The organism is Tunturiibacter empetritectus (assembly GCF_013410875.1).
Classification (GTDB): Bacteria; Acidobacteriota; Terriglobia; order Terriglobales; family Acidobacteriaceae; genus Edaphobacter; species Edaphobacter empetritectus.
Genome location: NZ_JACCCU010000001.1, coordinates 1845995 through 1872211, shown reverse-complemented (window position 1 = coordinate 1872211; position 26217 = coordinate 1845995). Strand labels below are relative to the sequence as shown.

The 26217-nt window shown below is 58.9% G+C and carries 29 protein-coding genes; 5 read left to right on the top strand and 24 right to left on the bottom strand.

Going from position 1 to position 26217, the window contains the following annotated elements:
• Window positions 1-12: 12 nt before the first annotated feature.
• The 22 genes from flhA to HDF08_RS07860 all read right to left on the bottom strand — a co-directional run bounded on the left by flhA (window position 13) and on the right by HDF08_RS07860 (window position 19737).
• Window positions 13-2097, bottom strand: a complete 2085-nt coding sequence (gene flhA, locus HDF08_RS07965) for a flagellar biosynthesis protein FlhA (protein WP_179638877.1) — start codon at window positions 2095-2097, stop codon at window positions 13-15.
• Window positions 2098-2129: 32 nt separating this feature from the next.
• Complete coding sequence (locus HDF08_RS07960) at window positions 2130-3311, bottom strand: EscU/YscU/HrcU family type III secretion system export apparatus switch protein (RefSeq protein ID WP_179637952.1); 1182 nt, start codon at window positions 3309-3311, stop codon at window positions 2130-2132.
• 54 nt (window positions 3312-3365) lie between these two features.
• On the bottom strand, window positions 3366-4148 hold the full coding sequence (locus tag HDF08_RS07955; RefSeq protein ID WP_179637951.1) for a flagellar biosynthetic protein FliR: 783 nt from the start codon (window positions 4146-4148) through the stop codon (window positions 3366-3368).
• An 8-nt stretch (window positions 4149-4156) separates the two neighbouring features.
• Window positions 4157-4426 carry a flagellar biosynthetic protein FliQ gene (locus HDF08_RS07950; RefSeq protein ID WP_179637950.1) on the bottom strand — a complete coding sequence of 90 codons (270 nt, stop codon included), beginning with the start codon at window positions 4424-4426 and terminating at the stop codon, window positions 4157-4159.
• Window positions 4427-4456: 30 nt separating this feature from the next.
• Complete coding sequence (gene fliP / locus HDF08_RS07945; protein ID WP_373563138.1) at window positions 4457-5362, bottom strand: flagellar type III secretion system pore protein FliP; 906 nt, start codon at window positions 5360-5362, stop codon at window positions 4457-4459.
• On the bottom strand, window positions 5362-5670 hold the full coding sequence (locus HDF08_RS07940; RefSeq protein ID WP_179637949.1) for a flagellar biosynthetic protein FliO: 309 nt from the start codon (window positions 5668-5670) through the stop codon (window positions 5362-5364). The genes fliP and HDF08_RS07940 overlap by 1 nt, the downstream gene beginning before the upstream one ends.
• An 87-nt stretch (window positions 5671-5757) precedes the next feature.
• Window positions 5758-6096, bottom strand: a complete 339-nt coding sequence (locus tag HDF08_RS07935; protein ID WP_179637948.1) for a FliM/FliN family flagellar motor C-terminal domain-containing protein — start codon at window positions 6094-6096, stop codon at window positions 5758-5760.
• Window positions 6097-6137: 41 nt separating this feature from the next.
• Complete coding sequence (locus HDF08_RS07930) at window positions 6138-6725, bottom strand: flagellar basal body-associated FliL family protein (protein ID WP_179637947.1); 588 nt, start codon at window positions 6723-6725, stop codon at window positions 6138-6140.
• 200 nt (window positions 6726-6925) lie between these two features.
• Window positions 6926-8161 (bottom strand): flagellar hook protein FlgE, encoded by a 1236-nt coding sequence (locus HDF08_RS07925; RefSeq protein WP_179637946.1) that lies wholly within the window; start codon window positions 8159-8161, stop codon window positions 6926-6928.
• Window positions 8162-8244: 83 nt separating this feature from the next.
• A complete protein-coding gene (locus HDF08_RS07920; protein WP_179637945.1) occupies window positions 8245-8739 on the bottom strand; it encodes a flagellar hook assembly protein FlgD in 495 nt (164 codons plus the stop codon).
• A gap of 46 nt (window positions 8740-8785) precedes the next feature.
• Window positions 8786-10603 (bottom strand): hypothetical protein, encoded by a 1818-nt coding sequence (locus HDF08_RS07915; protein WP_179637944.1) that lies wholly within the window; start codon window positions 10601-10603, stop codon window positions 8786-8788.
• Between the two features lie 69 nt (window positions 10604-10672).
• Window positions 10673-11155: a hypothetical protein gene (locus HDF08_RS07910; RefSeq protein ID WP_179637943.1), complete on the bottom strand. Its 483-nt coding sequence runs from the start codon at window positions 11153-11155 to the stop codon at window positions 10673-10675.
• A 3-nt stretch (window positions 11156-11158) separates the two neighbouring features.
• Window positions 11159-12499: a FliI/YscN family ATPase gene (locus HDF08_RS07905; protein WP_373563137.1), complete on the bottom strand. Its 1341-nt coding sequence runs from the start codon at window positions 12497-12499 to the stop codon at window positions 11159-11161.
• On the bottom strand, window positions 12496-13236 hold the full coding sequence (locus HDF08_RS07900) for a FliH/SctL family protein (RefSeq protein WP_179637942.1): 741 nt from the start codon (window positions 13234-13236) through the stop codon (window positions 12496-12498). Before HDF08_RS07900 ends, HDF08_RS07905 begins: the two co-directional genes overlap by 4 nt.
• The gene (locus HDF08_RS07895) at window positions 13217-13546 is read right to left on the bottom strand and encodes a FliG C-terminal domain-containing protein (protein WP_373563136.1); all 330 of its coding nucleotides are present in this window, start codon (window positions 13544-13546) and stop codon (window positions 13217-13219) included. Before HDF08_RS07895 ends, HDF08_RS07900 begins: the two co-directional genes overlap by 20 nt.
• The gene (gene fliF, locus HDF08_RS07890) at window positions 13522-14823 is read right to left on the bottom strand and encodes a flagellar basal-body MS-ring/collar protein FliF (protein ID WP_257030915.1); all 1302 of its coding nucleotides are present in this window, start codon (window positions 14821-14823) and stop codon (window positions 13522-13524) included. Before fliF ends, HDF08_RS07895 begins: the two co-directional genes overlap by 25 nt.
• Before the next feature lie 32 nt (window positions 14824-14855).
• Window positions 14856-15161, bottom strand: a complete 306-nt coding sequence (gene fliE, locus HDF08_RS07885) for a flagellar hook-basal body complex protein FliE (protein WP_179637941.1) — start codon at window positions 15159-15161, stop codon at window positions 14856-14858.
• A 74-nt stretch (window positions 15162-15235) separates the two neighbouring features.
• Entirely contained in the window at window positions 15236-15670 is a 435-nt protein-coding gene (locus tag HDF08_RS07880) for a flagellar basal body rod protein FlgC (protein ID WP_257030914.1), read from the bottom strand.
• 464 nt (window positions 15671-16134) lie between these two features.
• On the bottom strand, window positions 16135-17532 hold the full coding sequence (locus HDF08_RS07875) for a sigma-54-dependent transcriptional regulator (RefSeq protein ID WP_179638873.1): 1398 nt from the start codon (window positions 17530-17532) through the stop codon (window positions 16135-16137).
• Window positions 17533-17537: 5 nt separating this feature from the next.
• Window positions 17538-17798: a hypothetical protein gene (locus HDF08_RS07870; RefSeq protein WP_179637940.1), complete on the bottom strand. Its 261-nt coding sequence runs from the start codon at window positions 17796-17798 to the stop codon at window positions 17538-17540.
• The gene (locus HDF08_RS07865; protein WP_179637939.1) at window positions 17785-18528 is read right to left on the bottom strand and encodes a response regulator transcription factor; all 744 of its coding nucleotides are present in this window, start codon (window positions 18526-18528) and stop codon (window positions 17785-17787) included. The genes HDF08_RS07870 and HDF08_RS07865 overlap by 14 nt, the downstream gene beginning before the upstream one ends.
• A 162-nt stretch (window positions 18529-18690) precedes the next feature.
• Window positions 18691-19737, bottom strand: a complete 1047-nt coding sequence (locus HDF08_RS07860) for an alpha/beta fold hydrolase (RefSeq protein ID WP_179637938.1) — start codon at window positions 19735-19737, stop codon at window positions 18691-18693.
• A 134-nt stretch (window positions 19738-19871) separates the two neighbouring features.
• Here HDF08_RS07860 and lexA point away from each other — a divergent pair, with 134 nt between their 5' ends.
• The 3 genes from lexA (at window position 19872) to HDF08_RS07845 (ending at window position 22845) form a co-directional block, all read left to right on the top strand.
• Window positions 19872-20477, top strand: a complete 606-nt coding sequence (gene lexA, locus HDF08_RS07855) for a transcriptional repressor LexA (RefSeq protein WP_179637937.1) — start codon at window positions 19872-19874, stop codon at window positions 20475-20477.
• Between the two features lie 181 nt (window positions 20478-20658).
• Window positions 20659-21867, top strand: a complete 1209-nt coding sequence (locus HDF08_RS07850) for an efflux RND transporter periplasmic adaptor subunit (protein ID WP_179637936.1) — start codon at window positions 20659-20661, stop codon at window positions 21865-21867.
• 117 nt (window positions 21868-21984) lie between these two features.
• Window positions 21985-22845, top strand: coding sequence for a DUF4097 family beta strand repeat-containing protein (locus HDF08_RS07845; protein ID WP_179637935.1), 861 nt, complete (start codon window positions 21985-21987; stop codon window positions 22843-22845).
• 75 nt (window positions 22846-22920) lie between these two features.
• Here the strand turns inward: HDF08_RS07845 and HDF08_RS07840 are convergent, their stop codons facing one another.
• Window positions 22921-23598 carry a carbonic anhydrase gene (locus HDF08_RS07840; RefSeq protein WP_179637934.1) on the bottom strand — a complete coding sequence of 226 codons (678 nt, stop codon included), beginning with the start codon at window positions 23596-23598 and terminating at the stop codon, window positions 22921-22923.
• A gap of 59 nt (window positions 23599-23657) precedes the next feature.
• On the opposite strand from HDF08_RS07840, the gene HDF08_RS07835 reads away from it, so the two are divergent.
• Together HDF08_RS07835 and HDF08_RS07830 are read left to right on the top strand one after the other, a co-directional pair.
• Window positions 23658-24371 carry an HAD family hydrolase gene (locus tag HDF08_RS07835; protein WP_179637933.1) on the top strand — a complete coding sequence of 238 codons (714 nt, stop codon included), beginning with the start codon at window positions 23658-23660 and terminating at the stop codon, window positions 24369-24371.
• 36 nt (window positions 24372-24407) lie between these two features.
• Window positions 24408-25625 (top strand): FAD-dependent oxidoreductase, encoded by a 1218-nt coding sequence (locus HDF08_RS07830; RefSeq protein WP_179637932.1) that lies wholly within the window; start codon window positions 24408-24410, stop codon window positions 25623-25625.
• Between the two features lie 3 nt (window positions 25626-25628).
• Here HDF08_RS07830 and HDF08_RS07825 read toward each other — a convergent pair whose 3' ends face one another.
• The gene (locus tag HDF08_RS07825) at window positions 25629-26216 is read right to left on the bottom strand and encodes a histidine phosphatase family protein (RefSeq protein WP_179637931.1); all 588 of its coding nucleotides are present in this window, start codon (window positions 26214-26216) and stop codon (window positions 25629-25631) included.
• Between the last annotated feature and the right edge of the window lies 1 nt (window position 26217).

Sequence of the window (26217 nt, the reverse complement as noted above, 5' to 3'; positions counted from 1 at the left end):
TACGAACCGTCTCTACCCAACCGTGCCAATGCTCCGAACCCGAATCTCCGGAGGAATTTCTCCCGGTGCCAACACCGTCACCTTGGGCAGAAACGGCTCCAGCCAACGCCGCACGTGATAACGGGCCGGACTCGGACATAGAAGCACGGGGAGTGCCGAGGTCGAGGCTCCTCCGGTTAGGCGTTTCACAGATTCCACCAGGCGTTTCAAAAAGTCCGATCGCATCCCCGCTGGGCGCGCACCATCTCCCAGCAGCAACCCGGCGCCCTGCGGATCAAAGGTCTGCTGCAGCTCGCTCTCCAGCTCCGGATCAAGCACCAGCACCTTCAGGCCGCCGTCGTTATCCAGCAGCGAGTGCACCAATCCCCTTCCCAGCGACTGCCGCACACTCTCCACCAGGTGCACCACGCTCTTCGACTGCTGAGCCGCCTCCACCAGAATCTCGAGGATCGCACCTAGGTCGCGAATCGAAACCTGCTCGCGAAGCAGCTGCTGCAGCACCCGCTGAACCTCACCCAGCGTCATCAGCTTCGGCACCAGCTCTTCCACCAGCTTCGGATGACTCTCATTGAGGCTGTCCAGCAGGCGTTTCACCTCCTGCCGCCCCAGGAGCTCATGCGCATGTCGGCGAATCAGTTCGCCAAGGTGCGTCCCAATCACAGTCGTCTGATCCACGACCGAATAGCCCGCGGCAAGCGCCTGCTCCTCCAGCCCCGGCTGAATCCAACGTGCCTGTACGCCAAATGCTGGCTCTTTGGTCTCGACACCAGGAAGCACCCGCGCCTTGGGATCCGAGTTCACCGCCAACAGCCAGTTCTGCTCCGTCTGCCAGCGTGCAATCTCAATCCCGCGAAGACTCATCACGTACTCCCTCGGCTTCAGCCGCAGGTTGTCCGTAATGTGAATCGGCGGAACAATAAACCCAAGCTCGATCGCCAGATGCCTACGCAGTGCACGAACGCGATTGAGCATCTGTCCACCCTGCTTCTCATCCACCATCGGAATCAGCTGGAACCCGATCTCCAGCGTCAGCTCATCCATCTTCAGCAATGAAGCCAGATTCTCGCCCTTCGCCGCATCCCCCGCCTTCGCCTTATCGCCCTTTGTCGTGACTTCGGCCGCCTCCTCTGCCAACAACAGAGAGGCATCCTTCGCCGCAGGCAGACGTCGCGCAATCAACCCCACCCCAACCGCCAGCAGCACAAACGACAGCTTCGGCAGTCCTGGAATCAGAGCCAGTCCAAGCAACACGCCACAGGCAATCCACAGCGTATTGCGCCCCTTCAAAAGCTGCGTTCCCAGCTCCTCATCGAGCGACCCCGCCGACGAAGCCCGCGTCAACACCATGCCGCCCGCAATCGAAACCAGCAGGCTGGGAATCATCGTTACCAGCCCATCGCCCACGGTCAGGATCGTGTAGGTCTTCACTGCGGTGGCAAGATCCGTGCCGTGCTGCAGCACACCGATCAACAACCCAGCCACAATGTTGATCGCCGTAATCAGGATCGTCGCCAGCGAGTCCCGCTGGTTGAACTTTGCCGCACCATCCATCGCGCCGTAGAACTCAGCCTCCCGCGCAATCGCCTGTCTCCGCTTCCTCGCTCCCTGCTCATCGATCAGGCCCGCGTTCATATCCGCATCGATCGCCATCTGTTTACCCGGCAGAGCATCGAGTGTGAATCGCGCCGTCACCTCGGCAGTTCTGACCGCGCCGTGGCTCACCACAAGAAACTGAATCGCAATCAGCGCAAGAAACAGCACCAGTCCAACCACATAGTTCCCACCCACCACAAACTGCCCAAACGCTTCTATCACCGCGCCGGCAGCTTGCGTTCCCTCCCGTCCATGCAGCAGAATTCTGCGGCTCGACGCCAGATTCAACGACAGCCGAAACAGTGTCAGCAGCAAAAGCAGCGTGGGAAACACGGAGAAGTCCACTGCTCTCCGCACTTGGACTGCCGTCAAAAACACAATCACCGAAGCCGTAATTGAGGCGGCCAATAGAATATCCAGCACCACACTCGGCACCGGGATAATCATGACGAACACCATGCTGATAGCGGCTACAGGCAACATCAACGTCTGTAGCTTCGCCATCTGAAAGCCATTTTTCTTTACTGCTGCTTCACTCACATCCCACCTCCAAAACCACGCATTCCAACCATTCCAGCCGCTGCCACACTGCCTCTTCCATCGAGAAGCCGTCCATTCAACTGAGCTTTCTGCTCCTTCTCTTTCTCCTGACGATCCCGCCGCACACGCTCCTCAACCTTCTGCCGATAGAGAAAAGCCAGAATTCCCGCCACCGCCGCGTACAAATCAAATGGAATCGACTGTCCCGGCTCGACCATCTTGTATAAACTCCTCGCCAGCGGAGGATTCTCAATGATCGGGACCCCAGCCCACCGCGCCTCCTCACGAATTTCCGCTGCCAGCAGATCGCGGCCCTTCGCCAGCACCGTCGGAGCCGACATCGTCTCGAAGCTGAACTCCAGTGCCACCGCGTAGTGCGTGGGGTTCGTAATCACCACGCTCGCCCGCGACATATCCGCCTTCACCTTGCGCTTGCGCATCGCTCGCTGGATCTGCCGAATCTTCGCTCTGACCTGAGGATTGCCCATCGCATCGCGCATCTCTTCGCGCATCTCCTGCTTGCTCATCTTCAGCCGCTGATTCCAACTCCTCCACTCGATCGCATAGTCGAGCGCAGACCACGCCAGCGTCACCCATGCTGCATCGAGCGCCAGTCCATACGCCGCAGAAAAAGTCGCCGGCAGTCGCAGCAGACTCATCACAGGCATCGGAATCATCAACGCCTTCAGAGCCCCCCACCCCAGCACCACCATTACCGAAGCCGGCACCAACGACTTCACCAACCGCGTCGCAGATCGCAAGCTGAACAGGTTTCCCAGATTCGTAACCGGATTCAGCTTCGAAAACTTAAACTCCACCGCGCTCGGGTAGATCTGCACCCCACCGCTCTGCGCCACGCCGGACACCAGAGCTCCGGTGAAGCTCGCCGCCATCACCAACCCCACCGGCAGCAGCGACGGCACCAGGATTCGTCTGACCGCAACATTGAAGAGCTGCTCTCCGTTCAAGCTGCTCGCGTTCGTCGTAGCCGAGCGCAGGCTCTCCTGATACACTTTGCCCCAGCTCGCAACAAACCCATTCGACATCGCCCCAAGCATCACAACTCCGCCCAGCATCGCCATCGCCGACAGCAACTCACGGCTATGAACGCTGTCGCCCTTCTCCTTCGCCTTCTTCTTGCGTAGTGGCGTAGCCTGCTCTGTGCCCTTATCTGCCATGAGGATTCCCTCTCAGGCAGCACGCCGCTCTATTCCAACTCGCCATCACGGCGCTCATGCCCGCACCAGCATCTTTGCCGCAGCATCCAGCAGAGCCGTGAAGTGCCGCTCAATCCATCCGGGCCATACCGCAAGGCTCGCGATCAAGACCACATACGACACCATCGTCTTGATCGGGACACTGATCACAATCGAAGGCAACTGCGGCGACAGCCGTGCCACCAGTGCAATAGTTACCTCCACTGCCAACGCAGCAGCCATCACAGGAGCAGCCAACTGCACCCCAGCCAGAAAGATTCCACTCGCCATCATGGCCAGTGCCACTCCGGTCTTTGCCTGCATTACGGCCTGTCCCACAGGAACCGCAGAAAAGCTCCTCACCACTGCGGCCAGCAGGCTCCGGTCAAGACCCGAGCCGATGATCACAAGCACCCCGAGCCAGCTCAGCATCTGCCCCAATACCGCGGTCTCAATCATCGAGTTCGGGTCCAGCAGATTCACCAGCGAGAAGCTGAACTGCAACCCCAGCAGCGTTCCCGCAAAGGTCAACGCCTCGTTCAACAACATCAGCGAAAGTCCAAACAGCAGACCCACGCTCAACTCACCCAGCAGCGCCCTTCCATCAAGCACGGCACGTGCGCCCGGAACCGTCGCCACCGCGGGCGCCAGCAGAATCGTCATCGCAAACACAAACCCAGCCTTGATCCGAGGCGCAATCGCCGAAGAGGAGAACACGGGAGCGAAGACCATCAGCCCGCTCAACCGCACCATCACCAGAACCGCCGCCGACAGGTACTGCGGCCAATCCGCCATCAACCCACTTACTTCACGTTTCATAGCGGCCTCTATCCCAGGTACCTGTGAAAGTCGGTGAACAAACGCACCGTGAAGCCCACCAGCCGATGCACCATCCACGGCAGCACCGCTACGGTGATGACAAAGACCACCACCAATCTCGGAACTGCGGTCAGCGTCTGCTCCTGCACGCTGGTGAGCGTCTGAAGCAAACTCACCGCAAGGCTCACCAGAGCCGCCGTCACCAGCAACGGCGTGCTCAGAAGCATCGCCTCAATCAACACCCGCCGCAGAATCTCAACTGTCTGGTCCGGCCCCATCACTGCTCCAATCGCTACTAACGCGCCACCCTAAAAACTCTTAATCAGCTGATCTGCCAGCAGACTCCAACCGTCGATCATCACGAAGAGCAGAATCTTCAACGGCGTCGAGATCACAACCGGCGGCAACTGCATCATGCCGATTGAGGTCGTAATGCTCGCCACCACCAAGTCCACCAGCAGGAACGGTAAAAACAAGATCGCGCCAATCTGAAATCCAGCCTTCAACTCGCTCAAGATGTAACCCGGAATCACCACCTGAATCGGCAGGTCCTCTCTCTTGTTCGGCCGCACAGCCATCCCTGCAGAGGCAAACACCGCAAGATCTTTCTCCCGCGCATAACGGAGCATGTAACGCTTCACCGGAGCGACGCCGAGATCCAGTGCCTGCTCGCCCGTAATAGTCCCCGCACTGTAAGGAGCAACCGCACTCTGCTCTACCTCCAGCAAAACTGGCTGCATAAGGAACCACGTCATCATCAGCGCCAGCCCCATTAGGATCTGGTTAGAAGGCGCTGTCTGTGTCCCCAGCGCCTGCCGCAAAAAGTGAAACACCACCAGCAGCCGCACCATCGGTGTCATCGACAAAAGCAGTGCTGGCAGCAGCGTCAACAACGTCAGCCCAACCACGATCGACCACGGAACGCTCTTGCCTCCCGCAAGCTCCGACGTAATCGAATCGTTCTTCTTCGCCCCCGAAGCTACACCCACATTCGCACTCGAACCCAGCCCGTGCGCCTTCACACCAGTTCTGCCACTCTTTGAAGCAGACTGGTCATGCCCCGCAGTCGAGCCTCCTGCGGGCTTCTTGACCCAGAATGACTCCGGCGCCATAACAGCAGCCACTATCATCGAGCTCTCTGCGCGAGCATGAACTGCAGGCAAAGCCATCGCCAACCCGGCCAGAGCCAACCCCAGCCAACGAAATCGGCTCACTACACGCATCGCTCCTCCATCCTGTCCGTCGTATGGTCTGGCGATGTCTCAGCCCTCAACCGCACGATCATCTCCACGCTATCGAAGCTGCCTCCAACCAGAAAGCTCTCCCCCGCACACCTCACCAGCATCAGCTGCCGCTTTCCGCCAAGCGACAACGTCTCCACCAGCTGAAGCTGCTTCTGCTTACACTCTCCTTGTCCACGCCACCCATGCACTAGCGCCAGCAACCCTCCCGCAAGCCCAGCCACCTCGGGTACCGACGCTCCCTCCAAACTTCCCGGTCTCACACCCTGCCAAAGCCGCATCTCAACTCCCCGTTCTAATACTTTGTTCTGTGCTAAAAATCCGCATGATCGCTTGCACTCGATGTCCGTTACTCTTCCCTCACGGCCTTATCCAAGCCGAGTCAATCGAAGTCCCATACGCTGATCGACGACCTCGAACTCGCTCCAACCCAGTTGCACCTGACCAACCATCAGCGGCACGTCTTCGGTCTCAGGCGAGACGCTTTCAAGGACCTGCCCCACCTTCAATGTCAGCAGGTCCCGCACCCTGAATCGGTTCAAAGCCACTCCAACCCGCATCGCGATCCGCAGCTGCGACAGCGTCTCCCATGAGGGATGTGTCTCAATCCGTGCCATCCACGGTGCGGCCGGCGTCGTCTTTACCAGACCCAGACCCGTCATCCCCACCCCCTCTGCACCAAGTACCGCAAGCTCCGTCCCCGTCATCGTCTCCCCCTCTCTCTTCTCTGCAACGGTCCCAATCTTGCTTAGCGCTGAACCAGAAAATCGGTGAAGAATACATCCATCACCTTCAAATCAGCGTTGTGTTCTGCCAACGCAGCTTTCAACTCGGCCTTTAGCTGTTCCTTTCCATCGACAGCCAACAACCGATCCGCCGTCTGTCTCCCCAACACCGTCAGCATCGTGTCGCGCACCGCGGCTACGTCGCCACTGTTCTCCTTGCCTTCTTTGGGCTTCTCTTCCGTGGGCTTGGCCTCTTTGCCCTCCGTGGCGTCAGCCACTCGCAGAGTCATCGCCACCCGCAGGTAGGAACTCCCACTCGCATCCGCCAGGTTCACCAGCAGCGGCTCCAGCACCATCGAATGAGTCGCAATCGGAGCAGCAACTTCAGTCTTAAGAGCCGCACCCTCTCGCCCCGAGAGTCGCCCAGTCCGCGCCAGGTAGTACCCAACCCCGCTGACAGCCAACGTAGCGACGAGAACTCCCACCACCACAGCGATCAATAAGGGAATGAGCGGAAACTTGGCTTCCACCGGAGCCGCTACCGAAGCGGGAGAGGAATCCGGAGGAGCCGCAGAAGAGGCGCCGGCAAGAACTGTAGGTGAAGTAGCCATGATGCCTTGAGAGAATGCAAACAAGTGGCCAGTCAAGCGTTCGCGAACATTAGCGAATCTTCAGGATCGCCCCATGAGGCTCATCCCAGCGCCGCCGACCCATACAAATACAACAAAGAGCAGCTAAGGGCGGCCAGCCGGTAGGACCGATCTTCTAGGTCCCGCACCCGCTAAGCCGCCTCAACCAGATTCAGGAGATGTTACCGAACCATTGCAATCACATCCTGCGAGATCGTATCGAAGGTCGTCACCGTCTTCGAGTTGGCCTCAAACGCCCTTTGCGCGACAATCAGATTAGAGAACTCTGTTGAGATGTTGACATTGGACTGCTCGAGCGTACTGTCATCGACCACGCCGCGCCCACCAGTTCCGGCCACTCCTGCAACCGCCTGCCCCGAAGCCCCAGTCGTCTGGAAGTTATTCCCCCCGACCGATACTAATCCCTGCACGTTGGCAACGTTCGCCACCGCCACCTGGCCGATTGTCTCCGAGTTGCCGTTGCTAAACTTGGCTTGGATCACCCCGCTGGGATCAACAGTGAATCCCGTATAGTTTCCACTCGCGAAGCCGTCCTGCGGGGTATTGCCATTGCTGCTCGCCGAAGCCAGCTGCGTGACCAACGGGCTTGACCCACTTCCATTCAGGTTCCAGTTGAAGGTAAGATTCGCTGCCCCATCTGCCATTCCTGGGAAGCTGATCCCACTCACTGTGTTGGTCGGTGACGTCAGATTTCCGCTGGAATCGAAGGTCAATGTCCCCGTATTGTTCACTGGAGTTCCGGTCGCATCACCGGCGGGTAGCGCAATCGAGTAACTCCATGAATTGGTCGCGGTCTTATCATAGGTGATCGTCGCCTGATGGCTCTGTCCAAGGGAATCGAATACCTCCAGCGGAGTTGAAAAGGTTGTGCCGACAGTCGCTCCTGAATTCAGATTTGCTGTCACCGAAAAATTCTGCGTTGCCTGTGCTCCCTCGGTTGCGCCTACTGGAAGTGTGATCGGCTGTGGATTGGTGTTCGTGTTCACCACTCCGTTTACGGCCGGATAGCCCAGCACAAATTGACCGTCCTGCGTAGTCAGACTGCCGCTATTGCCAACCGTAAAGTTACCGGCTCTGGTCAGAGACTGTTGACCGTTCTGCTCCACGATGAAAAAGCCATTTCCATCCAGAGCCATATCGCTCGTGTTTCCATTCGCATCTGGCAAAAGTGTTCCTTCACTAAAATCAGTCGACGTCGAACCAACCTTCGTTCCTGATCCAACCTGGATCGGATCGCCCGCACCTGACTCCCCAAGCTGCTGGTGGAACAGATCTTCAAACGAAGTCGTCTGTCCTTTGTAGGCGGTTGTGTTAAGGTTTGCCAGATTGTTGCCAATCGTGTTCAGCGCCGTCGTATCGGCTTCCAATCCTGACAGTGCAATCGAAAAATTTCCCATCGTCTTCTCCTCGTTCTTTCTATTGATCGTTCTGTTGATTGCGGTCCGCTCTCAAGCAACTCTACGGACTGCCAATGTTTGTCTTAGCTTGTAGCCGAGCCGCCCCATATCGCGTTCTGTCCTCGAATCGACTGCAAACTCGTTGCAACGTTCGCACTCGCAACCGCAGCCACTGCATTCGAACTCGCCCCAGACCCTGAACCGGATCCTGAAGAGCCTGAACTAGAACTCGGAGACACTGCACCATCAAGAGTCCCGATTCCCTGGTTAATCGAGATCAACTGTTCAAGGCTATTAACCTGTGCCAGCTGCGTGATGTACTGGTTCGGATCCGTAGGCTGCGTAGGATCCTGGTTCTGCAGCTCGCTCACCAGCAGAGTGAGAAAGTCCTGCGACGTAATATCCGAGTTAGCCGCGGAACTGCTGTTGCTCCCGCTCGCCGGACTGCTGCTGTCTGCCTTTGGTATCGCTTTTACCGCTGCGTTTCGCGGAGCCAGTGCCGAAGCCACCGTTCCCGCCGCTGAACTCCCGGACCCTACACCTGCCCCTACAATCGAAGTTATGTTTGACCAATCCATTGTTCCCCTCCTCGTGTCTTATGCCGTTGAAATGAATTCCCCTCGGTTATGCCCTGACGCTTAACCAGCTTCCGCCGCTTCCATAACTCGCCAGCGGTGACATCCCATCCTCATCAACTCCGTGCAAACCTCTATAACTCGTGACGCCTTCCGCAACCTCCGCGGCTGTCTTGACCGAACTCTGTTGTTGCCCTCCTTCATGGCTCTGCCGTGGTGCCTGTCCGCTACCTCCGCTCTCCGGTCCAGCAGAGTTGCTTCGAGACTCCGCTCCCGCGCTCGCCGCCGGATGAACGACAACCGTGTTCACCGCAACCTTCTCCGACTGGAGATAGGCCGTCAGCGAAGGCAGCTCCCGATGCAGCATCTCCTGACTCGCCAGCGAAGCCGCCGACACCGATGCGTTCACCACGCCGCCATCGGAGATCTCCGCCCGAACCTTCAACCACCCGTGCGTTCCATCCGGGATACCAACCTCGAGAGCCGTTGGAGTCGCCGACAGAGTTCGCGGCATCGGCTCCATGGGCTCCATAGACCGCACCACACCGTCCGAGCCATCCTGCTCTCTCAGCCCATTCGACGAACCGGCGGTTGAGATGCCCGCCTCACCACCGGATAGCTTCGTCAATCCCGCGATAGCCGGCGCTGCAGATCCTGCCGTAACCTCGCCGCCTGACGCGACAGCATGGACCACCGCGACAGGAGTGTCGCTAGTCGTGCGGGTCTTCGTATCACTGTCACTACCTGCATTCGCCGCCACCTGCGATCTCTCTTCCTTCGCGTCAGGCTTTGCTGGGGCAGCCAAATCTCCTTGAGCTGCCTGTGTAGTCTCACGATCCGAAATAGAGGTTTTCGCGCCATGCACAGCATTCCTATTGCTGCCCGAAACCTCGGCAGCCACAAACCCGACGCCCGACGATGTACCTCCAGACAAAGAAGCAGCGCCAGAGCCAACTCCGCTCTGGCCACTCACCACATTGAGTGCAACATTCGAAGCAGCAATAGGCACAGCAGGCATACCAGACGCAGCCATCGCAACACACTTAGCAGGCGTAGCAGACGCGGCGACCTCAACCGGCAGAGCAGGCGTCGCAGCTGTATGTGCCGGGATCGGATTGGCCATCTGGACAACAACCTGGACACCAACTCCGTGCGTCGACTTCGTCTCATCAGCCACCGCAGCCATTGTGACTGTCCCGCTCTTCGCAGTCACAACCGGCTGGCTAGCATACCCCGCTTGCGTCTTCGTTGTTGTCTTCTTCTCGGGAGCGGCCTCCAGCGCCTTGCCCGTTGCTAAAGCCTCTCTCTGACTCACTGGCGTCTGGAACCGAGGCAGCTGAATCTGATTTCCTTCCGCCTGCTGCTCCAGTGGTATCCCTGTCTCCGTCTGCAAGCTGGCGATCGGCGCAACCTGAGCGACCACGGGAGTGTCTGTCTGGTTCTCTTCTATGTTCCCGACCGGTTCAGCAACCCACGTCTCTGCCTCTTCCGTCTTCTTCTGAATCTTTGTTCCCGCCACGATTGCAGGCTGCAATAGCGCAATCTTTGCGAGGTTGATCTCTTTGCTCTCGACCTGAGCTGGCGTCAACTGGCCAGCGAATATCTTCGCCTTGACACCAGCCGCCAGATCAGGCGCATCAACAAGATTCTTCGTAGTCGCTTCGGTCTTTCCATTCGCCGCCTCAGGCAGAGTCGCAACCTTGGAGTTTCTCCCCAAGTCCTTCTCCAAAATCGCCGGAGAGGTCCCCACACGAGCATCGAGAGTCTGCGCGAACGTGGGCCGGTCGAAATTTTCTACGTCGAGGGCTACCAACTGCTTCCCGCTCTGCTCTGCGCCCATTGCCATCAGAATCGCCGTACTCATCATCTCGGTCCTCGCCCATCTCCTGCGACTAGTGCAATAGCAAGTACCATTCCAAAACATGCGACGAAACGATTAGGAAGCCTTCATCTGTTCCCGCTCTTCTGTCTTCTCCTTCGCATCGGTCCATCGCCGTCGCGATAGAAAGAGATCATCGGAGGAGGACTGCATTCTTCTCCCCTCTTCCATCTGCACCCGTGCCTCCATCTCCTCGAAGACACGTTTCATCTGTTCCTTCTTCAACCGGCTCGCAACATACTGTTCTCTCGCCGCATCGCTCAATTCCTGGCGATCCATCCGAACCTCTTCCAGCTTCTGTCGCCTCCACCCCGCGGTCTCTTGTTGCGTCTCGGACATCATCCAGACCACGCGATCGCCCTCCGTTAATGCCTTACGCCCATCGATACGGGCTACCTCCGCCGCACTCTGCTCGACGGCAATCGCCTGCTGCGCCTCGCGAACCGCCGTCGTCAACCTTTGCAGCTCCGTCGAGTGCATCTGCTCGACTGCGGTATACAGATTCATCGATCGCTGCAGCGTCTCTAACCGTGTCGACATTCTCTATAACTCCATCGCATTCAGTCGTGCCACACTCTCCTGCATCGTCACGCGCTCGTCGCTTCCCTGCTCAAGAAACGCGCGCAGCACAGGCATCGCCCGCATAGCCCGATCCAGATCTTCATCTGTCCCCGGCTTGTAAGCTCCAATACGAATCAGATCCTCCGACCGCGCATAAGCCGCCAGCAGTCTCCGCACCGTCGAAGCCTGTGCCCGATGCTCCGGCATCGTCACCGCAGGCATCAACCGGCTCAGCGAATCCAGCACGTTCACCGGTGGATACCATCCACTCGCCGCCATCGACCGAGACAGCACCACATGCCCATCGAGCAGCGATCGCACCGCGTCCACCACCGGATCCTGCTGATCGTCGCCCTCCATCAGCACTGTGTAGAACGCCGTGATGCTACCCTTGCGAAAGTTCCCCGCCCGCTCCACCAGCTTCGCCAGCTTGGCAAACACCGACGGCGTATACCCTTTGCTCGCCGGTGGCTCCCCCGCCGCAAGCCCAAGCTCTCGCGCCGCCATCGCATACCGCATCAACGAATCCAGCACCAGCAGAACATGCTTCCCCTGCGCAGCGTAGAACTCCGCCACCGCAGTCGCCGCCATCGCCGCCCGCATCCGCAGTAGCGGACTCTGATCCGAAGTCGAAACCACTACCACCGATCGCTTGCGTCCTTCCTCTCCCAGCGAGTCCTCCATAAACTCCCGCACCTCGCGCCCGCGCTCTCCCACCAGCCCAACCACCGTAATATCAGCCGCCGTATTCCGCGTCATCATCCCGATCAAAGTGCTCTTGCCCACACCCGAGCCACCAAAGATTCCCACCCTCTGCCCGCGCCCAACCGTCAGCATCCCATCCAGCACCCGAAGCCCTGTCTGCAGCGACTCTCGAATCGGTTCACGCTCCATCGGGTGTGGCACTGTGCCATCAAGCGGCCACATCTCAACTGCCCTAAGCGTCGGCAAGCCATCAAGGGGATCCCCCAGCGCATCGACGATCCTTCCCTCCATCTCCGTCCCCACAGCAATCTGCGGTGTTACCCCCATTGCAAGCACCGCGTCTCCATATCGAATTCCCTGCGTCTCCTTCAAAGGCATCGCCAGCACATGCCGCCCGCGAAATCCGATCACCTCCGCCCTGTGTCTCTGCCCCTCGCTGTCAACAATCTCGCAGCACTCCCCCACCGAACACAGCGGTCCCTCAGCCTCCAACGTCTGTCCATTCGCCTCCACCACGCGCCCGCTCCACCGCCACGCCGGACGATTCGCCAGCTGCGTCATGTAAGTCCCCAGCCCGTTCGCGTTCCCACCTATCGCACCCTGTAAGTCGTCGCTCATGCCGGCCTCTGCTGCATTAGATCGAAGAAGCCTCGCTCAATTTCCCCCAACTGCGCGCTTACACCCAGCTCCACTCTGCCAACATTCGTTTCGAGCACGCACTCGCCAGTCTTTAGCCGCTCATCTTCCACCAGCTTCATAGCGGCACCCTGATGCGCAGCAAACGTCCCCTGCCACATCTCAATCTCGTCCACAGGGACGCGCAGCACCACCGCACTATCCTTTGCAACCTTCTCGAGCGCCACTCTTACTACACCCGTCAACAGAAGTGGATCGAGCTTCACCTCGCGATGCAGCACCCGCGCAGCGACAGCCAGCGCCAACCGAACCACCTCGCCCTCCACCCCGGCAAAGTATCTCGTCCGTTCCTGGCGAAACTCCTCTTCAATCTTTTGCAGCCGCGAACGCTCCTGCGCAATCCTCTTGTCAAGCTCGGCCCCCCACACAAGACGAGCCTCAGCCACCGCCTCACTCCGCGCTTCTTCAACCTGTGCCGACACCTGCTCCGCGTGCGATCGCAGCCGTCCGTCGAGTGCCTCTTCTTCCTTCAGCAAAGCCTCTACATCAACAATCTTGTCCTCTGCCACGATCTCCGCAACGGGCTCCAGCCGATCTAACGGATAAAACTCAAGTCGCGACACGTTTCTCGCACCGGGTTTCATCAACCTCTCGGGCAACCCCACCGCAGTGCTGCGGCCAGCCTCTGCGCCAGTGTTCTCAGACGGCGAGATCATCATCCACCTCCATCTTCAGAATCATCCTGCCCTCGCTCTCGAGCTGCCTCGCCAGAGCCAGCAATTCCTGCTGGGCCGCGTTGACGTCTCGCATCCGCACCGGTCCCATCACCTCCATGTCCTCCTTCAACATATCGACGGCGCGCGAACTCATCGCCTTGAGCAAATGAGCCTTCACATTGTCCTTTCCGCCCTTCAGCGCCATCGCAAGCACCTTTTTGTCGGCCGAGCTTACAAACTCGCGAATGCTCTCCGCCGGCACCGTGCAAAGATCTTCGAACACAAACATCAGCTCCCGTATTCCAATCGCCACCTTCGGCTCACATGCTCCAACTTGCCCGCACCTTCAGTTATGCTCCGATCGTTCACCACCACCGCAGCCGACACACGCCGCACCCGGCCCGGACCCTTCTCCATATGCATCAGATGTTTTGTAACTCCATAGGTTTCATTCTCCTGGTGAATGCTCTGTCCCTGGGCTCCACTCTGCTGCGGATACACCGGCAGCGACTGACCCTGCTTCTGCAGCAGCGGCGGAGTACCCGGCGCGGCGGCCACCTGCGATCCTGCCACCGCACCCTCAGGCGACGCGCCAGGCGAGTTACTTGCCGTCCCAGGCACACCTGAAGGCCCTCCCCGTCCTGTCGAAGTCTGTTCGCTCTTCTGCATACTCAGCGTCGCCACCTCCGTCGGGTCGTAGACCTCGTCGGTCCGCTCCTCACTCCCCTCGTCGTAACTCACATTCACTGTGGCGCGCACATTGTCACGCCCAGCCAGGGGCTCCAGCATCGCAACCAGCTTCGCCTCCATTGCCTGCTCTGCATCCGCTTCAGACGCATTGCTCGAATGCGGCTTGAAGTTCACGCGCCCATCTGCATCCACCAGCGTCACCTGGTCTGTGCTCAGGTTCTCCACTGATCCCGCAACGAGACTACGAATCGCATCTGCTTGCTCAGGATTGAGCGCATCCCTCTTAAGCTTCAACACCACCGAAGCCTTCGCCACCTTCTCTTCAGCGGTAAACAGCGAAGGCTGTGGCAGTACTAGGTGCACCCGCGCCGACTTCACCACACCCAGCGTCCCAATCGTGTGTTCGAGTTCACCCTCCAGAGCCCGTTGATAGTTCACTCGCTCATCGAACTCGCTTCCCACCCAGTTCGGCTTATCGAACAACTCAAAGCCCAGTCGCCCCGTCTGCGGCATCCCCTTCGCCGCGACCTCCATCCGAGCCTTATCCAACATATCCGACGGCACCTGCACCCCTGCACCATCCGCCGTCGTCTCATATGGAATTCCCGCGGCTGCAAGCTCCTGCGAAACCTGCTGCACGTCCTTCCCATCCAACCCGCTGAACAGCACGCGCCAATCTGGACGCCCGGCGAACCAGACCATCCCAGCGCACACAGCCGCCAGAAAAACTCCAGCCGCGATCAGCCACGTCCTCTTCGCAGCAGGCATCGCCATCAGCTGCTCACGCATCGCCGTGACCATCGCCTGCGTCTTCTCGAGCGGTGTACCGCCAGCCACACCAGCGCCGGCTTCTCCCGCTCGTTGCATCCCCGCCCCGCCAACCTGTTCTGTCTCAGCCATCTCGCCCCGGTGTCTTTCTGAACCCTAAGTTCTTAGAACTGCATGCCCATCATCTGCTGATAAGCGCCTACTGCCTTGTTCCGCACCTGCAGCGCCAGCTCGAACGCCATATTCGCCTTCTGCGTCGCAATCATTGCGTCGTGCACCTCAACCCCCGAGCCATTCAACAACCCGGTCACGGCCTCAGACGCCTTCTGGTCGAGCTTCGTCGTCTCCTTCATCATCGACTGCAACACCCCCGCAAACGGCACGCTGCTCGCGCCCCCTGTGTTCGACGCCGCCACCCCCACGTCACTCAGGAAGCCATCATCGAGGCCTCCCGTCCCTACTCTGTTCATCACTCCAGAACCAACAGGCAATCCGACCACAATCCCTCCTCCGCTTTTCCTATGTCGCGCCCTGCACCATCGCTCTACTTCAAAAGATCAAGCGAAGAGTTGAAGATGCTCTTCTCCGCCGTAATCGCCGACGCATTCATCCCATACGATCGCGTCGCACCCATCAGATCCACCATCTCCGTCAGAGGATTGATATCGGGATACGCTACAAATCCATCCGGGCCCGCATCCGGATGCGAGGGGTCATAGCGCTGCAGCGGCTTACTTGCATCCGCGATCACGCCAGTCACTTCAACTCCGCCCGGTGTCGGATTGGCAGCCGTCAAGTCACCGCTCAAACCACCACTGATCCCACCGGTGTAGATATTTTTGAAGCCGTTCCCAGCACCAACGCTCGAGCCACCTCCCAACTGGTTCGCCATCGACTCCTGAAACGTCCCGCCATTCTGAGCTTCAAACACCACATGGTGCCGCTGATACGGCCCGCCATCAAACAAAAGCGCCCTCAAATGAGAGCGCTCTTATCAACTTCCGATCCCGAACTGTCCATCACCCACAGATTGCCTGAAAATTCGGAATCATGATCGTTTAAAAAATCAGAGATCGGGGTTCGAAGTTTGGGGGATTGTATGAAGTTTTTTTCGTCTGGTATTTAGATGGATTTTGCAGGGGTTTTCCGAGAAAACATGGTTTTGGCTGTGGTGTTTTGGTGGTGAAGACGTGGTGAGATGTGTGGTGAAGGTGGTGTTTTAGCATCCACTCTTTGCCTGACTAAAAATACGCCACGATTTTCAACTATTTTTTAGGCGAGCTCGACTTCGTCTCATCTTAGATGATCTCAATCCGTGATTTTTAGACGAGCACGGCCAGCAGCCTCGACTTAAAGCCAGCCAACCTGGCTTCGGCCAACAGCCCTCGACTCCAAACGACATCCTGGCTCCAGTCCACCCTCCCTACTCCCAGGCCACTCGTCTTAACTCCGAGTGGCCCGCCGGAAACGAATCTCTTCCTCCCCAATCTCCATCTTCTCTGCTGCCAGAATTGCGCCACGCTCCAGCACGTGCATCAGCTCCCGCACATTGCCTGGCCAGCTGTGTTCGTAGAGCTTCGCCTCCGCCTCAACGGTCAACCGTTTGCGCGGCATCTCCTGCCCCATCTGCTCCAGGATGTGCTCCGCCAACAGTCCAAGATCGTCCATCCGATCCCGCAACGCCGGCACCTCCACCGGGAAGACAGCCAGCCGATGGTAGAGATCCAACCGAAACGTCCTCTCTGCGCCAGTGCTTGTAGCCAGCTTCTCCAACGGTTGATGCGTCGCCGCGATCACCCTCACATCCACGCGCATCGTCTCGTTATCACCAACACGCTGCAACTCTCCGCACTCCAGAAACCGCAGCATCTTCGCCTGCAGTGCCATCGGCATCTCCCCAATCTCATCCAGGAAGAGCGTTCCCCCATGCGCGGCTTCGATCCGCCCGGTTCGTGACTGCACCGCGCCAGTAAAGGCTCCGCGCGTATGTCCAAACAGTTCAGCCTCCAGCAGAGCCTCAGGAATCGCCGCGCAGTTCAACACCGCAAAGGACTTTCCCGCCCGCTCACTCAAGCGATGCAAGGCCCGCGCTACAACCTCTTTTCCGGTACCTGTCTCCCCTTCAATCAGCACAGTCGTTGACCGGGGAGCCACCAGACGGATCAACCGTGTCAGTTCGCGCATCGGTTCGCTTGCACCAATCATCTCGGGCAACATCGCCTCGTTCTTTGCTGCAGGCCGCGTTGTCTCCTCCCGTCCCAGCAGAACCGCAAGCGCCTGCCTCGTCGACTCCAGCCGAACCTGCTCTTCTCTCTCCCGAGCCTCGCTCTGGTCCACATCTTTTCGCACTGGAGAAGGCATCCGAATCGGCGCCCTCGCTCCTGCAGCAGAAGCAGTGGTGGCCGCAGGCGCAGGGACCGAAACCGGAGCCGCAGCCCACGCTGCCGTATCGTTCACCGGAGCGTGCACCGGAGTATTTTGGGCCTCACGCAACGCATGCAGCAACTCATTACGCCGTGGACTCCGAGCCCCACCGTCTGCGCCACCATCCACCCGGAGCAACTCCATCGCCGGGTACATCATCCGAATCACGCTCGCGAACTCACCCACTTCGAGATCCGGCAGCCAGCTATCCACCAGCAGCGCCTCCGACCGAGCGTCCTCAAGCTGCGCCATTGCCTCCGCTCCGCCACTGGCCTCGCGAACCTGCCATCGCAGCCCTGTAAGAGAGGCACGAAGCCGCTGCCTCAATCCCGCATCCGCGCTGGCCAATACCACCGTCCGCACAGCAGCCACCTCGGCTGCATCCATATTCAACACCGACTCCCGTCCCATGCCCATCACCGTCACCCTATCCTCTCGTCGTTCGTATCCGCCTTCACCTGCTGCAACATCGTTCGCATCGTTCCAACCGTCTGGTTCAACCGCACACATTCCTTCAGAGCCTCTCGAATCGCCTCCAGCATCGCATTAGGCTCGCCGATCATCTCGCCCATCGCCAGCCTGCACTGCAGCACCGTCAACGGCTGGCAAAGGCCGTGCAAAGCGACGTCAAGGCGCTCCACAAACTCCGCGCGACCCTGTTGCGCAAGCTCATGCACCGGCATACGCCGCACTCACCGGAAGCACGTCAACCCGGTTCACACTCTTGCGCCCGCTGCTCATCCGGTAACCTTCTCCTCGCACTGTCTCGATGACCGAGTACCCTAGGTCGCCATCCACGCTTGCCGCCGCCAGTTTGCGCCGCAGATAGTTGATGTACACGTCCACCACGTTGGTCCCGGCATCAGGAGACATCTGCCAGACATCCCGCAGCAGCTCGCTCCGGCTGCAGCACTGCCCGCGCCGCATCAGCAAAAACTCCAGCAGGCTGAACTCCTTCACTGTCAGATCCACCAGCTGACCGTTCCGCATTACCTTGCGCTCCATCCGGTTCAGCTCGACGTCGCCATGCCGGAGCACCGGGTCGGCGAACTGCTCCCGCCGCCGCAGTAATGCCCGGCAACGCGCAGTTAGTTCATGAAAACTGAACGGTTTCAGCAGACAATCATCCGCGCCAAGGTTCAAACATTTGATCCGCTCTTCCACCGAGCTGCGGCCAGTCAGCACAAGTACCGAGGTCTCATCGAAGCGCCCGCTCATCTCCGCCAGCACTTCGGTTCCATCTTTTCGCGGAAGACTCAGGTCCAGGACGATCAGGTCCGGACGATGTTCCTCCGCATGCCGCAACCCAGCCTCGCCATCAGCTACCCAATCCACCTGGTGCCCCTCCAGCTTCAAACCCTTTTGGAGAAACAACCCCAAAGCTGCATCGTCTTCCACAATCAGAACTCGCATTTCGTCTCCCAAAGCACAATCAAGTTGTTCAGGTCACACCGTCCAACCGAAATTGCGTTACCGTTTCGGTGGTGTGTTATTACCTTGGTGCATCCGGCTCATCCTGACAAGAGTTCTTCACAGTCTTTTTTGGGGGACAATTTCAAAACGGGAATTTTTGCACTACCTCGCCAAAAACCGCTCCACCCGCGACGACACAGCTTCAGCGTCGCAGTTCATGATCAAGTGCGCGCAACTTCCCGTCGAAACGTACGTCTCCGCCCCCACAGCCTTCGCCCACTCCAGCGCAGGCTGCGGAGTTACCATTCGATCCTCTGCCGCCACAATAACCAGGAACTTCACGGGCACTTCCCGCGCAACCTCGCCGATCGTTCTTCCATGCAGCACATCGTGATGCATGATCGCCTTCGCCTGCCACACCCTGTCATTCGCGTCCTGTCGTTGCGGGGACTCGATCGTCTTCAACCACTGTGCAAACTGCGCTCTCGGAACCTCAGCGTTTCGATATTGCGGCGCGCTCACAATCATCGTTCCGATCGCATTGGCAAGCTTCAACTGCGGCTCCGTCACATACCGCCCATCCTTGTAGTCGGGGTCCGACTCGATCGCATCGATCACGATCTGCTTTGATAGCAGATCAAAGCTCGTTACCTGTGGGGTCCCCACAATCGGCACCGCAAGATCGACGAACTTCGGATACAGGACCGCCCACGCAAACACCTGCTCTCCGCCCATCGACAGCCCCACGGCCGCGTGCACATGCCGCACGTGCAGCACCTCGGTCAACACGCGATACTGCGCACGCACTATGTCCTCCATCGTGAACACCGGAAACTCCGGCCCATGCTGCCGCCTGCTATTGGATGGCGACGAAGAGACCCCATCCCCGAACACATCGAAGGCCACCCCGAAGAACCGTGACGTATCCACCAGCCGATGTCCAGTCTCGTCATTCCCAAAGAGAGGCACCAGATCCTCACTCCGTCCATTCAGCCAGGAAGGCATCACCACGACATTCGACCTGTCAGCGTTCAAGGTGCCAAAGGTGCGATACCCAACCCTGCAATCCAACACCACGTTACCGTTCTCCAAAGTGCAGCTTCCCAACTCGGCAATCTTCTGTGCCTCCTCGGTCCACCCCGCGGACACAAAGAGCACCAAGGCCATCATCAACCCGGAGATGCGAACCAGCTTCATAGAAGTTTTCATGGAATCAGCATATCCATATCCTCATCATCTCCATCTCCGCTCTCTCTACCGCGAGTGCTCCTCGAATCCCCCTCGATAAAATTAACTCGAAAGATCCTCTTGCAATTCGCTTTTTATTCGCTACAATCATCCGCATGGCAATTACACGGCGACAAAAAGAGGTCATTGACTTTCTTTCCGGCTTCACCCAGAAGAATGGCTACTCGCCCTCCTACGAGGAGATCGCCAGCGGTCTGGGCCTCAGCTCCCTCGCCACCGTCCATAAACACATCACCAACCTCCAGAATAAGGGCCTCCTCCAGCGCGCGCACAATCGCAGCCGTTCGATCGACGTCCTTCCCGCGCGCAGCAGTAAAAAGGGCTCCGACCGCCTCCCGTTGCTGGGCCGCATCGCCGCTGGCAAGCCTGTAGAAGCGATCGAGAGCGCTGAGAGCATCTCCCTCTCAGACATCATCGGCAACCGCGAGGTCTTTGCTCTCGAAGTCCGAGGCGACTCCATGCGCGACGAACACATCGTCTCCGGCGACTACGTTCTGGTCGAGCGCACCCGTACCGCTCGCGAGGGCGAGATCATCGTCGCTCTGATCGACGGCTCCGACGCAACCCTCAAGCGCTTCTACCGCGAGGGCAGCATGATCCGCCTCCAACCCTCCAATACCGAGATGTCTCCCATCTACGCTCCAGCCGCCAATGTCAGCATCCAGGGCAAGGTCCTGGGGGTTCTTCGAAAGTACGCATAAATTCACAGCCGTCCGCCTGTCCGACTGCTTCCTCCCTCCCAACTCCCTCGTCTAAACGTCGACTCTGCAACATCGCCACGCCGCCACGTAAACTTTTTCGTAGTCGACGGAACCGCGGAGCGCATTCCTGCGTAACCACACTCCGAAGACTCATATCACCAGCACCAACGGGAGCAAGCCATTGGCCACGCAGCGTAAAAACAAACGGAAGACATGGCTTTGGGTCGGCCTCAGCGTCCTGGTCTTAGCCGTCGTTCTCGGCGTGGTCGCAGCCGCCCGCGGCAACACCACAAAGTTTGAGCCCTCGCAGCTAGCCAAGGTAGAGCGTGGAGACATCGCCCGCTCCGTCGTCGCCACCGGCAAGGTTCAGCCCATCACTAAGGTAGAGGTCAAATCCAAAGCCTCAGGAATCGTCACTCGCCTCGACACCGACATCAATGCCCACGTCCATCAGGGCCAGGTTCTCGCCCAGCTCGACCAGCAGGAGATCCTCGATCAGGTCGCCGCACAGAAGGCCCAGCTCGCCGCAGCCGAATCAAACGCTCGCGCCGCCGAGGCCTCCATCCAATACGACAAGGTCAACGCCGAAGCGCCCGATCTGCCGATGTACAAGCACACCTACGATCGCAACCTCCAGATGTCCAAAGAGGGTGTGGTCTCCCAGCAGGCACTCGACGACGCTCAGCAGAAGTACCTCTCCGCCGCCAACACCCGCGATAAGGCCGTCTCGCAAATCTCGGTCGACTCCTCGAAACTTCGCCAGGCAGAGGCCCAGGTAGCCCAGAACAAGGCGTCTCTGAAGCAACTCGAAGAGCAGCTCGGCTACACCACCGTCATCTCCCCTATGGACGGCACCATCCTCTCCCGCGACGTGGAGATCGGCGACGCTGTCAGCTCCATCCTTGTCCTCGGCTCAACAGCCACCCTCGTGATGACTATCGGCGATACCAACCAGGTCTACGTTCAGGGTAAGGTCGACGAGTCCGACATCGGCAAGGTCTACATGGGTCAGGCCGCCCGCATCAAAGTCGAGTCGTTCAAGGACAAGACCTTTCTCGGCAAAGTCACCAAGATCGCACCCCTTGGCGTAGAAAAGGATAACGTCACGACCTTCGAGGTCCGCGTCTCCATCGACAACCCAGGCGGCGAACTAAAAGCCAACATGACCGCCAATGCCGAGATCCTCCTCGAAGAGCACAAAAACGTCCTCACCGTGCCCGAACAGGCCGTCCTCTACGACAAAGACCGCAACGCCTCCGTCGAAGTCCCGGACCCCAAACAAAAGACCGGCCGCAAAAAGATCGACATCAAGGCCGGCATCTCCAACGGCACCAAAACCGAGATCCTTGCAGGCCTCAACCCCGGCGACACAGTCATTCTTCAGCAATAACCTGCAAGGCCAGTCATACGAACCAAAGTCTGCCAGTGAGCAGACACTGATCGCAATCTCCACCCGACGAGCTAACATCTAAATCGCAGTTACCCAGAGTCGAAAAAAGGAACGCCCATGAAGATGACAGTCTTCGCCTCCACCGCCGCAATGCTCACACTCGCTGCAGCCACAGCCTTCGCTGCCGACGGCAACTTTGAGCGCACCCTCAGCGCCGGCAGCTCCCCCAATGTCTCTGTCTCTACCGGCTCCGGCCAGATTCGTCTCCATCCCGGCTCCGTAGATCAGGTCCACATCGTCGCACACCTCCACTCCAGCCACGGTTGGATGAGTGGAGGCTCCGACACCGACAGCCGCATCCAGCAGATTATCAGCAATCCGCCCATCGTCCAGAGCGGCAATGACATCACCATCGGCGAACGCCACAACAACGACCTCTTCCGCAACATCTCCATCGACTACGACATTACCCTTCCACGCGCCTCCACCATCAACTCCACCACCGGTTCAGGCGACGTCGATATTCAGGACGTTGGAGCCTCTGTCAAGGCGCAGAGCGGCTCTGGCAACGTCCACGTTCGTGGCGTCCAGGGCATGACCACCCTTGGCACAGGCTCCGGCGATATCGAACTTCAGCAGACCGGCCCAGGCGATGTCAAGGCCGAAACCGGCTCTGGCAATATCCAGCTTCACGGCCTCAACGGAGCCCTCAAAGCCAGCACTGGCTCTGGCGACATCACTGCTGAAGGCCAACCCGCCAGCGACTGGAAGCTCTCGACCGGCAGTGGCAATGTGCATCTCACAGTAGGCAGCGCCCACTTCAACCTCGACGCCGACACCGGTTCCGGAAACATCAGTGTCGCGCAGCCCATGACCATGCAGGGCAGCCTCAACCGTCACCACGTCAGCGCGGTCGTAGGCGGCGGCGGACCCACGCTCCGCATCGGCACTGGCTCCGGCGACATCTCCATCCAGTAGTCCTCCCCTAAACAAGAGAGACGGTGGCCGCGGGAACCAACCGCAGCCACCGTTTTTTATTTAAGTCATCTGATGCTAAGCGATGATGTTCACGCGCCCATTCTCCAGGTCATAAACTCCACCGGCCACCTTCACTCCGCTTTCTTTCATGGCTTTGGCAATCAAGGTAGAACTCTCCCGCACCAGTCTCGTCTGAAACACAACATTTGCCTTCACCGCCTGCACCACATCTCCATGCGCATCCTGCACTGCCGGCATCAGGTGCTGGTAGAGTACGCTGATCTGCCCCGGAACCTCTTTGCCCTGTACCGCTGCAGCGATCGCTCCGCAGTTCGTATGTCCAAGAATTAGAACCGCCTTCAACCCTAACACCCCCACGCCATACTCCAGGCTTGCCATCACCTCGGGTGTCACAATATTTCCTGCCACCCTTGTCACGAACACATGCCCGATGCTCTGATCAAACAATATCTCCACCGGCACGCGCGAGTCGGCGCACGAAAGTACCGCAGCAAAAGGCTCCTGCTTCAAAACCGTCTTTTCCTGCAAGATCTTTAGATCCTCAGGAAACGAAGTAATCTTTCCTGCAATGTATCGCTCATTTCCCGCCATCAGCTCTTTCATTGCCGTCTCGCCCGTCATTCCGGTCTGCGCCAGCGCTAATCGACCAAAACCCGCAACCTCCGCCGTGGCGCCAGCTGCTATCGTTCCCGCGACAAACCGCCTCCGTGTCCACTTTCCTTCAGCACTCATCGCATAGTCTCCCTTGTTGCCACAAAGCTTATACCAGCCCCGTCGTTTACCCTTAAACCATGCCTCTCGCCTCCCCACCCCGCCTCATCGTCTTCGATCTCGACGGCACCCTCATCGACTCCCGCGTCGATCTCTGCAACTCCGTCAACGCCACCTTGGCCCAGCTCGGCAAACCCACCCTCCCCGAGGCTGTCATCTCCGGCTACATCGGCGATGGAGCTTCCATGCTCGTTCGCCGCGCCATCGGCGACCCGGAAGGCGACATCACAGACGAGCAATATGTAACCCAAGCACTCACATTCTTCCTCGACTACTACCGTATTCACAAACTCGACTACACCTACGTCTACCCCGGCGTCCTCGAAGCCCTCCAAGCTATTCGCTATACACACCCCCAAACTCTCATGGCGGTACTCACCAACAAACCTGTCCATCCCTCCCGCGACATCTGCGATCACTTCGGCCTATCGCCCTTCTTCTTTCAGAACTACGGCGGCAACAGCTTTCACACCAAAAAACCCGACCCCCACGGTCTAGAAGCCCTGATCGCCGAAGCCTCCACCCTCGCTGGCCACGCCATCACTCCCGCCGAAACCATCATGGTAGGCGACACCGACATCGACGTTCTTACCGCCCGCAACTGCGGCGCCCACAGCATCGGCTGCACTTTCGGCCTCAAGCCCCACTCCCTCGAAGACGCTCCGCCTGACCACCTCGCCCACACCCCCGCCGACTGGCTTGCCTTCCTCGTCAATCCCCAACAAACCTTTTGACGCCTCCCTGACGTCCGACTATCCTCATCGGCAACTATGACTGCCACCTCAAACCCGCTCGCAACCACCTGCTGCGTAATTGGAGGTGGTCCGGCAGGCATCATGCTGGGCTTTCTCCTCGCCCGTGCCGGCGTAAAAGTTACAGTCCTCGAAAAGCACAAAGACTTCTTCCGCGACTTCCGCGGAGACACCATCCACCCCTCCACTCTTGACCTTCTCTATGAACTCGGCCTGCTCGAAAAGTTCCTCGAAGTCCCCCACTCCCAGGTTGCCGCGCTCTCCGCCATTGTTGGTGGTCATCGCTTTCCAATAGCCGACTTCTCGCACGTCCCCACCCACTGCAAGTTCATCGCCCTCATGCCCCAGTGGGACTTCCTTGACTTCCTCTCAAACGAAGCCAGCCGTTTGCCCGCCTTCACCTTGCGAATGGGCTGGGAGGCTACCGGCCTCATCCGTCAAAACGACGTCACCACCGGTGTCCGCGCTAATACACCAGAAGGTCCTGTCGAAATCCCAGCCACTCTCACCATTGGCTGCGACGGCCGCCACGCCATCTCCCGCGATGCGGGCCACCTACAACTGCAAGACGTCGGGGTTCCCGTCGATGTTCTCTGGCTCAAGATCGCCCGCCAGCCCTCCGATCCCGAAAACGCTCTCGGCTACATCAACTACGGCCGCCTCATCATCCTTATCAACCGCAACGACTACTTTCAGATCGGCTACATTATCGCCAAAGGCACCTTTCCCGCCATCCAGCAGGAAGGCATCCCCGCCTTTCAACAAAGTATCGAGCGCATCGTGCCCTTTTTCGCTGGCCGCACCTCCGAGATAGACTCCTGGGACAAGGTGAAGCTGCTCACCATCCAGGTCAACCGCCTCATCGAGTGGTCGTCGCCCGGCCTTCTCTGCATCGGCGATGCGGCCCACGCCATGTCGCCTGTCGGAGGCATCGGCATCAACATTGCGATTCAGGACGCCGTAGCCACCGCTAACATTCTCACCGAAGCGCTGCTCTCGAACACCCTCAGCCCGCACAATCTCGCTCAGGTACAGCACTACCGCGAAGGCGCCGTCCGCAACACCCAGCGCGTACAAGTCTTCGCCCATCGCATTCTCAATCGAGTCCTCCACAATCCCGGCCCCATCCACCCGCCCCTCGCACTACGCATCCTCACAAGCATCCCGAGGTTCCAGAACTTGCCCGCTCGCTTCGTAGGAGTAGGACTCCAGCCCCAGCACATCAAAGACTTCTAGCCTCTACTCAAACCCGCGATTCCAGCTCGAGATCACGCGCGTCTCCCGCTCCCACCCCATCACACTCACGCTTCCCGTCCCCAGCGCCAGCAAACTCCCGCCGGTCGCCGGCAAACCGATCCACCGCGCCGCCAGAATCCGCAAAATATGCGCATGCGCAAACAGCGCCACCTTCCCACCCTGCGGAGCAGCCGCCAGCGCTCGGGCGATCACTCCATCCGCGCGCTCCCCCACATGCTCCACCGTCTCGCCGCCGACAATCTCGTTCTTCCACACCGACCACCCCGGAATCTCCGCCTGGATCTCCTTAGTCGTCTTGCCTTCATACACGCCATAGTTCCACTCCTTCAACCCGTTCTCCACCACAGCCTGGTCGCCAAATCCCGCAATCGCGCAGGTCTCCCGCGCCCGCTGCATCGGACTCTCAAACACCGCATCGAACTTCGTCCCCTTCAAATAATCCCGCAACTCCTCCGCCCGCTTCCGTCCATGGTCGGTCAGCGGAATATCCGTCCGGCTCGTATGCGCTCCACTCAAACTCCACTCCGTCTCCCCATGCCGCACCAGCCACAACTCAGTTCCAACACTCATC

Coding starts and splice junctions, on each gene's coding strand:
- HDF08_RS07925 (WP_179637946.1), bottom strand. CDS start 8,161: ATGGGAAATTTTTCGATTGCACTGTCAGGATTGGAAGCCGATACGACG.
- HDF08_RS07900 (WP_179637942.1), bottom strand. CDS start 13,236: ATGATGATCTCGCCGTCTGAGAACACTGGCGCAGAGGCTGGCCGCAGC.
- HDF08_RS07840 (WP_179637934.1), bottom strand. CDS start 23,598: ATGAGTGCTGAAGGAAAGTGGACACGGAGGCGGTTTGTCGCGGGAACG.
- HDF08_RS07835 (WP_179637933.1), top strand. CDS start 23,658: ATGCCTCTCGCCTCCCCACCCCGCCTCATCGTCTTCGATCTCGACGGC.
- HDF08_RS07950 (WP_179637950.1), bottom strand. CDS start 4,426: ATGGGGCCGGACCAGACAGTTGAGATTCTGCGGCGGGTGTTGATTGAG.
- HDF08_RS07955 (WP_179637951.1), bottom strand. CDS start 4,148: ATGAAACGTGAAGTAAGTGGGTTGATGGCGGATTGGCCGCAGTACCTG.
- flhA (WP_179638877.1), bottom strand. CDS start 2,097: ATGGCGAAGCTACAGACGTTGATGTTGCCTGTAGCCGCTATCAGCATG.
- HDF08_RS07935 (WP_179637948.1), bottom strand. CDS start 6,096: ATGACGGGGACGGAGCTTGCGGTACTTGGTGCAGAGGGGGTGGGGATG.
- HDF08_RS07920 (WP_179637945.1), bottom strand. CDS start 8,739: ATGGATTGGTCAAACATAACTTCGATTGTAGGGGCAGGTGTAGGGTCC.
- HDF08_RS07870 (WP_179637940.1), bottom strand. CDS start 17,798: ATGCCGGTGCATGAGCTTGCGCAACAGGGTCGCGCGGAGTTTGTGGAG.
- HDF08_RS07905 (WP_373563137.1), bottom strand. CDS start 12,499: ATGAGCGACGACTTACAGGGTGCGATAGGTGGGAACGCGAACGGGCTG.
- HDF08_RS07860 (WP_179637938.1), bottom strand. CDS start 19,737: ATGAAAACTTCTATGAAGCTGGTTCGCATCTCCGGGTTGATGATGGCC.
- HDF08_RS07845 (WP_179637935.1), top strand. CDS start 21,985: ATGAAGATGACAGTCTTCGCCTCCACCGCCGCAATGCTCACACTCGCT.
- HDF08_RS07830 (WP_179637932.1), top strand. CDS start 24,408: ATGACTGCCACCTCAAACCCGCTCGCAACCACCTGCTGCGTAATTGGA.
- HDF08_RS07915 (WP_179637944.1), bottom strand. CDS start 10,603: ATGATGAGTACGGCGATTCTGATGGCAATGGGCGCAGAGCAGAGCGGG.
- HDF08_RS07930 (WP_179637947.1), bottom strand. CDS start 6,725: ATGGCTACTTCACCTACAGTTCTTGCCGGCGCCTCTTCTGCGGCTCCT.
- HDF08_RS07865 (WP_179637939.1), bottom strand. CDS start 18,528: ATGCGAGTTCTGATTGTGGAAGACGATGCAGCTTTGGGGTTGTTTCTC.
- HDF08_RS07825 (WP_179637931.1), bottom strand. CDS start 26,216: ATGAGTGTTGGAACTGAGTTGTGGCTGGTGCGGCATGGGGAGACGGAG.
- HDF08_RS07940 (WP_179637949.1), bottom strand. CDS start 5,670: ATGCGGCTTTGGCAGGGTGTGAGACCGGGAAGTTTGGAGGGAGCGTCG.
- HDF08_RS07960 (WP_179637952.1), bottom strand. CDS start 3,311: ATGGCAGATAAGGGCACAGAGCAGGCTACGCCACTACGCAAGAAGAAG.
- HDF08_RS07910 (WP_179637943.1), bottom strand. CDS start 11,155: ATGTCGACACGGTTAGAGACGCTGCAGCGATCGATGAATCTGTATACC.
- lexA (WP_179637937.1), top strand. CDS start 19,872: ATGGCAATTACACGGCGACAAAAAGAGGTCATTGACTTTCTTTCCGGC.
- fliE (WP_179637941.1), bottom strand. CDS start 15,161: ATGAACAGAGTAGGGACGGGAGGCCTCGATGATGGCTTCCTGAGTGAC.
- HDF08_RS07875 (WP_179638873.1), bottom strand. CDS start 17,532: ATGGGCATGGGACGGGAGTCGGTGTTGAATATGGATGCAGCCGAGGTG.
- fliF (WP_257030915.1), bottom strand. CDS start 14,823: ATGGCTGAGACAGAACAGGTTGGCGGGGCGGGGATGCAACGAGCGGGA.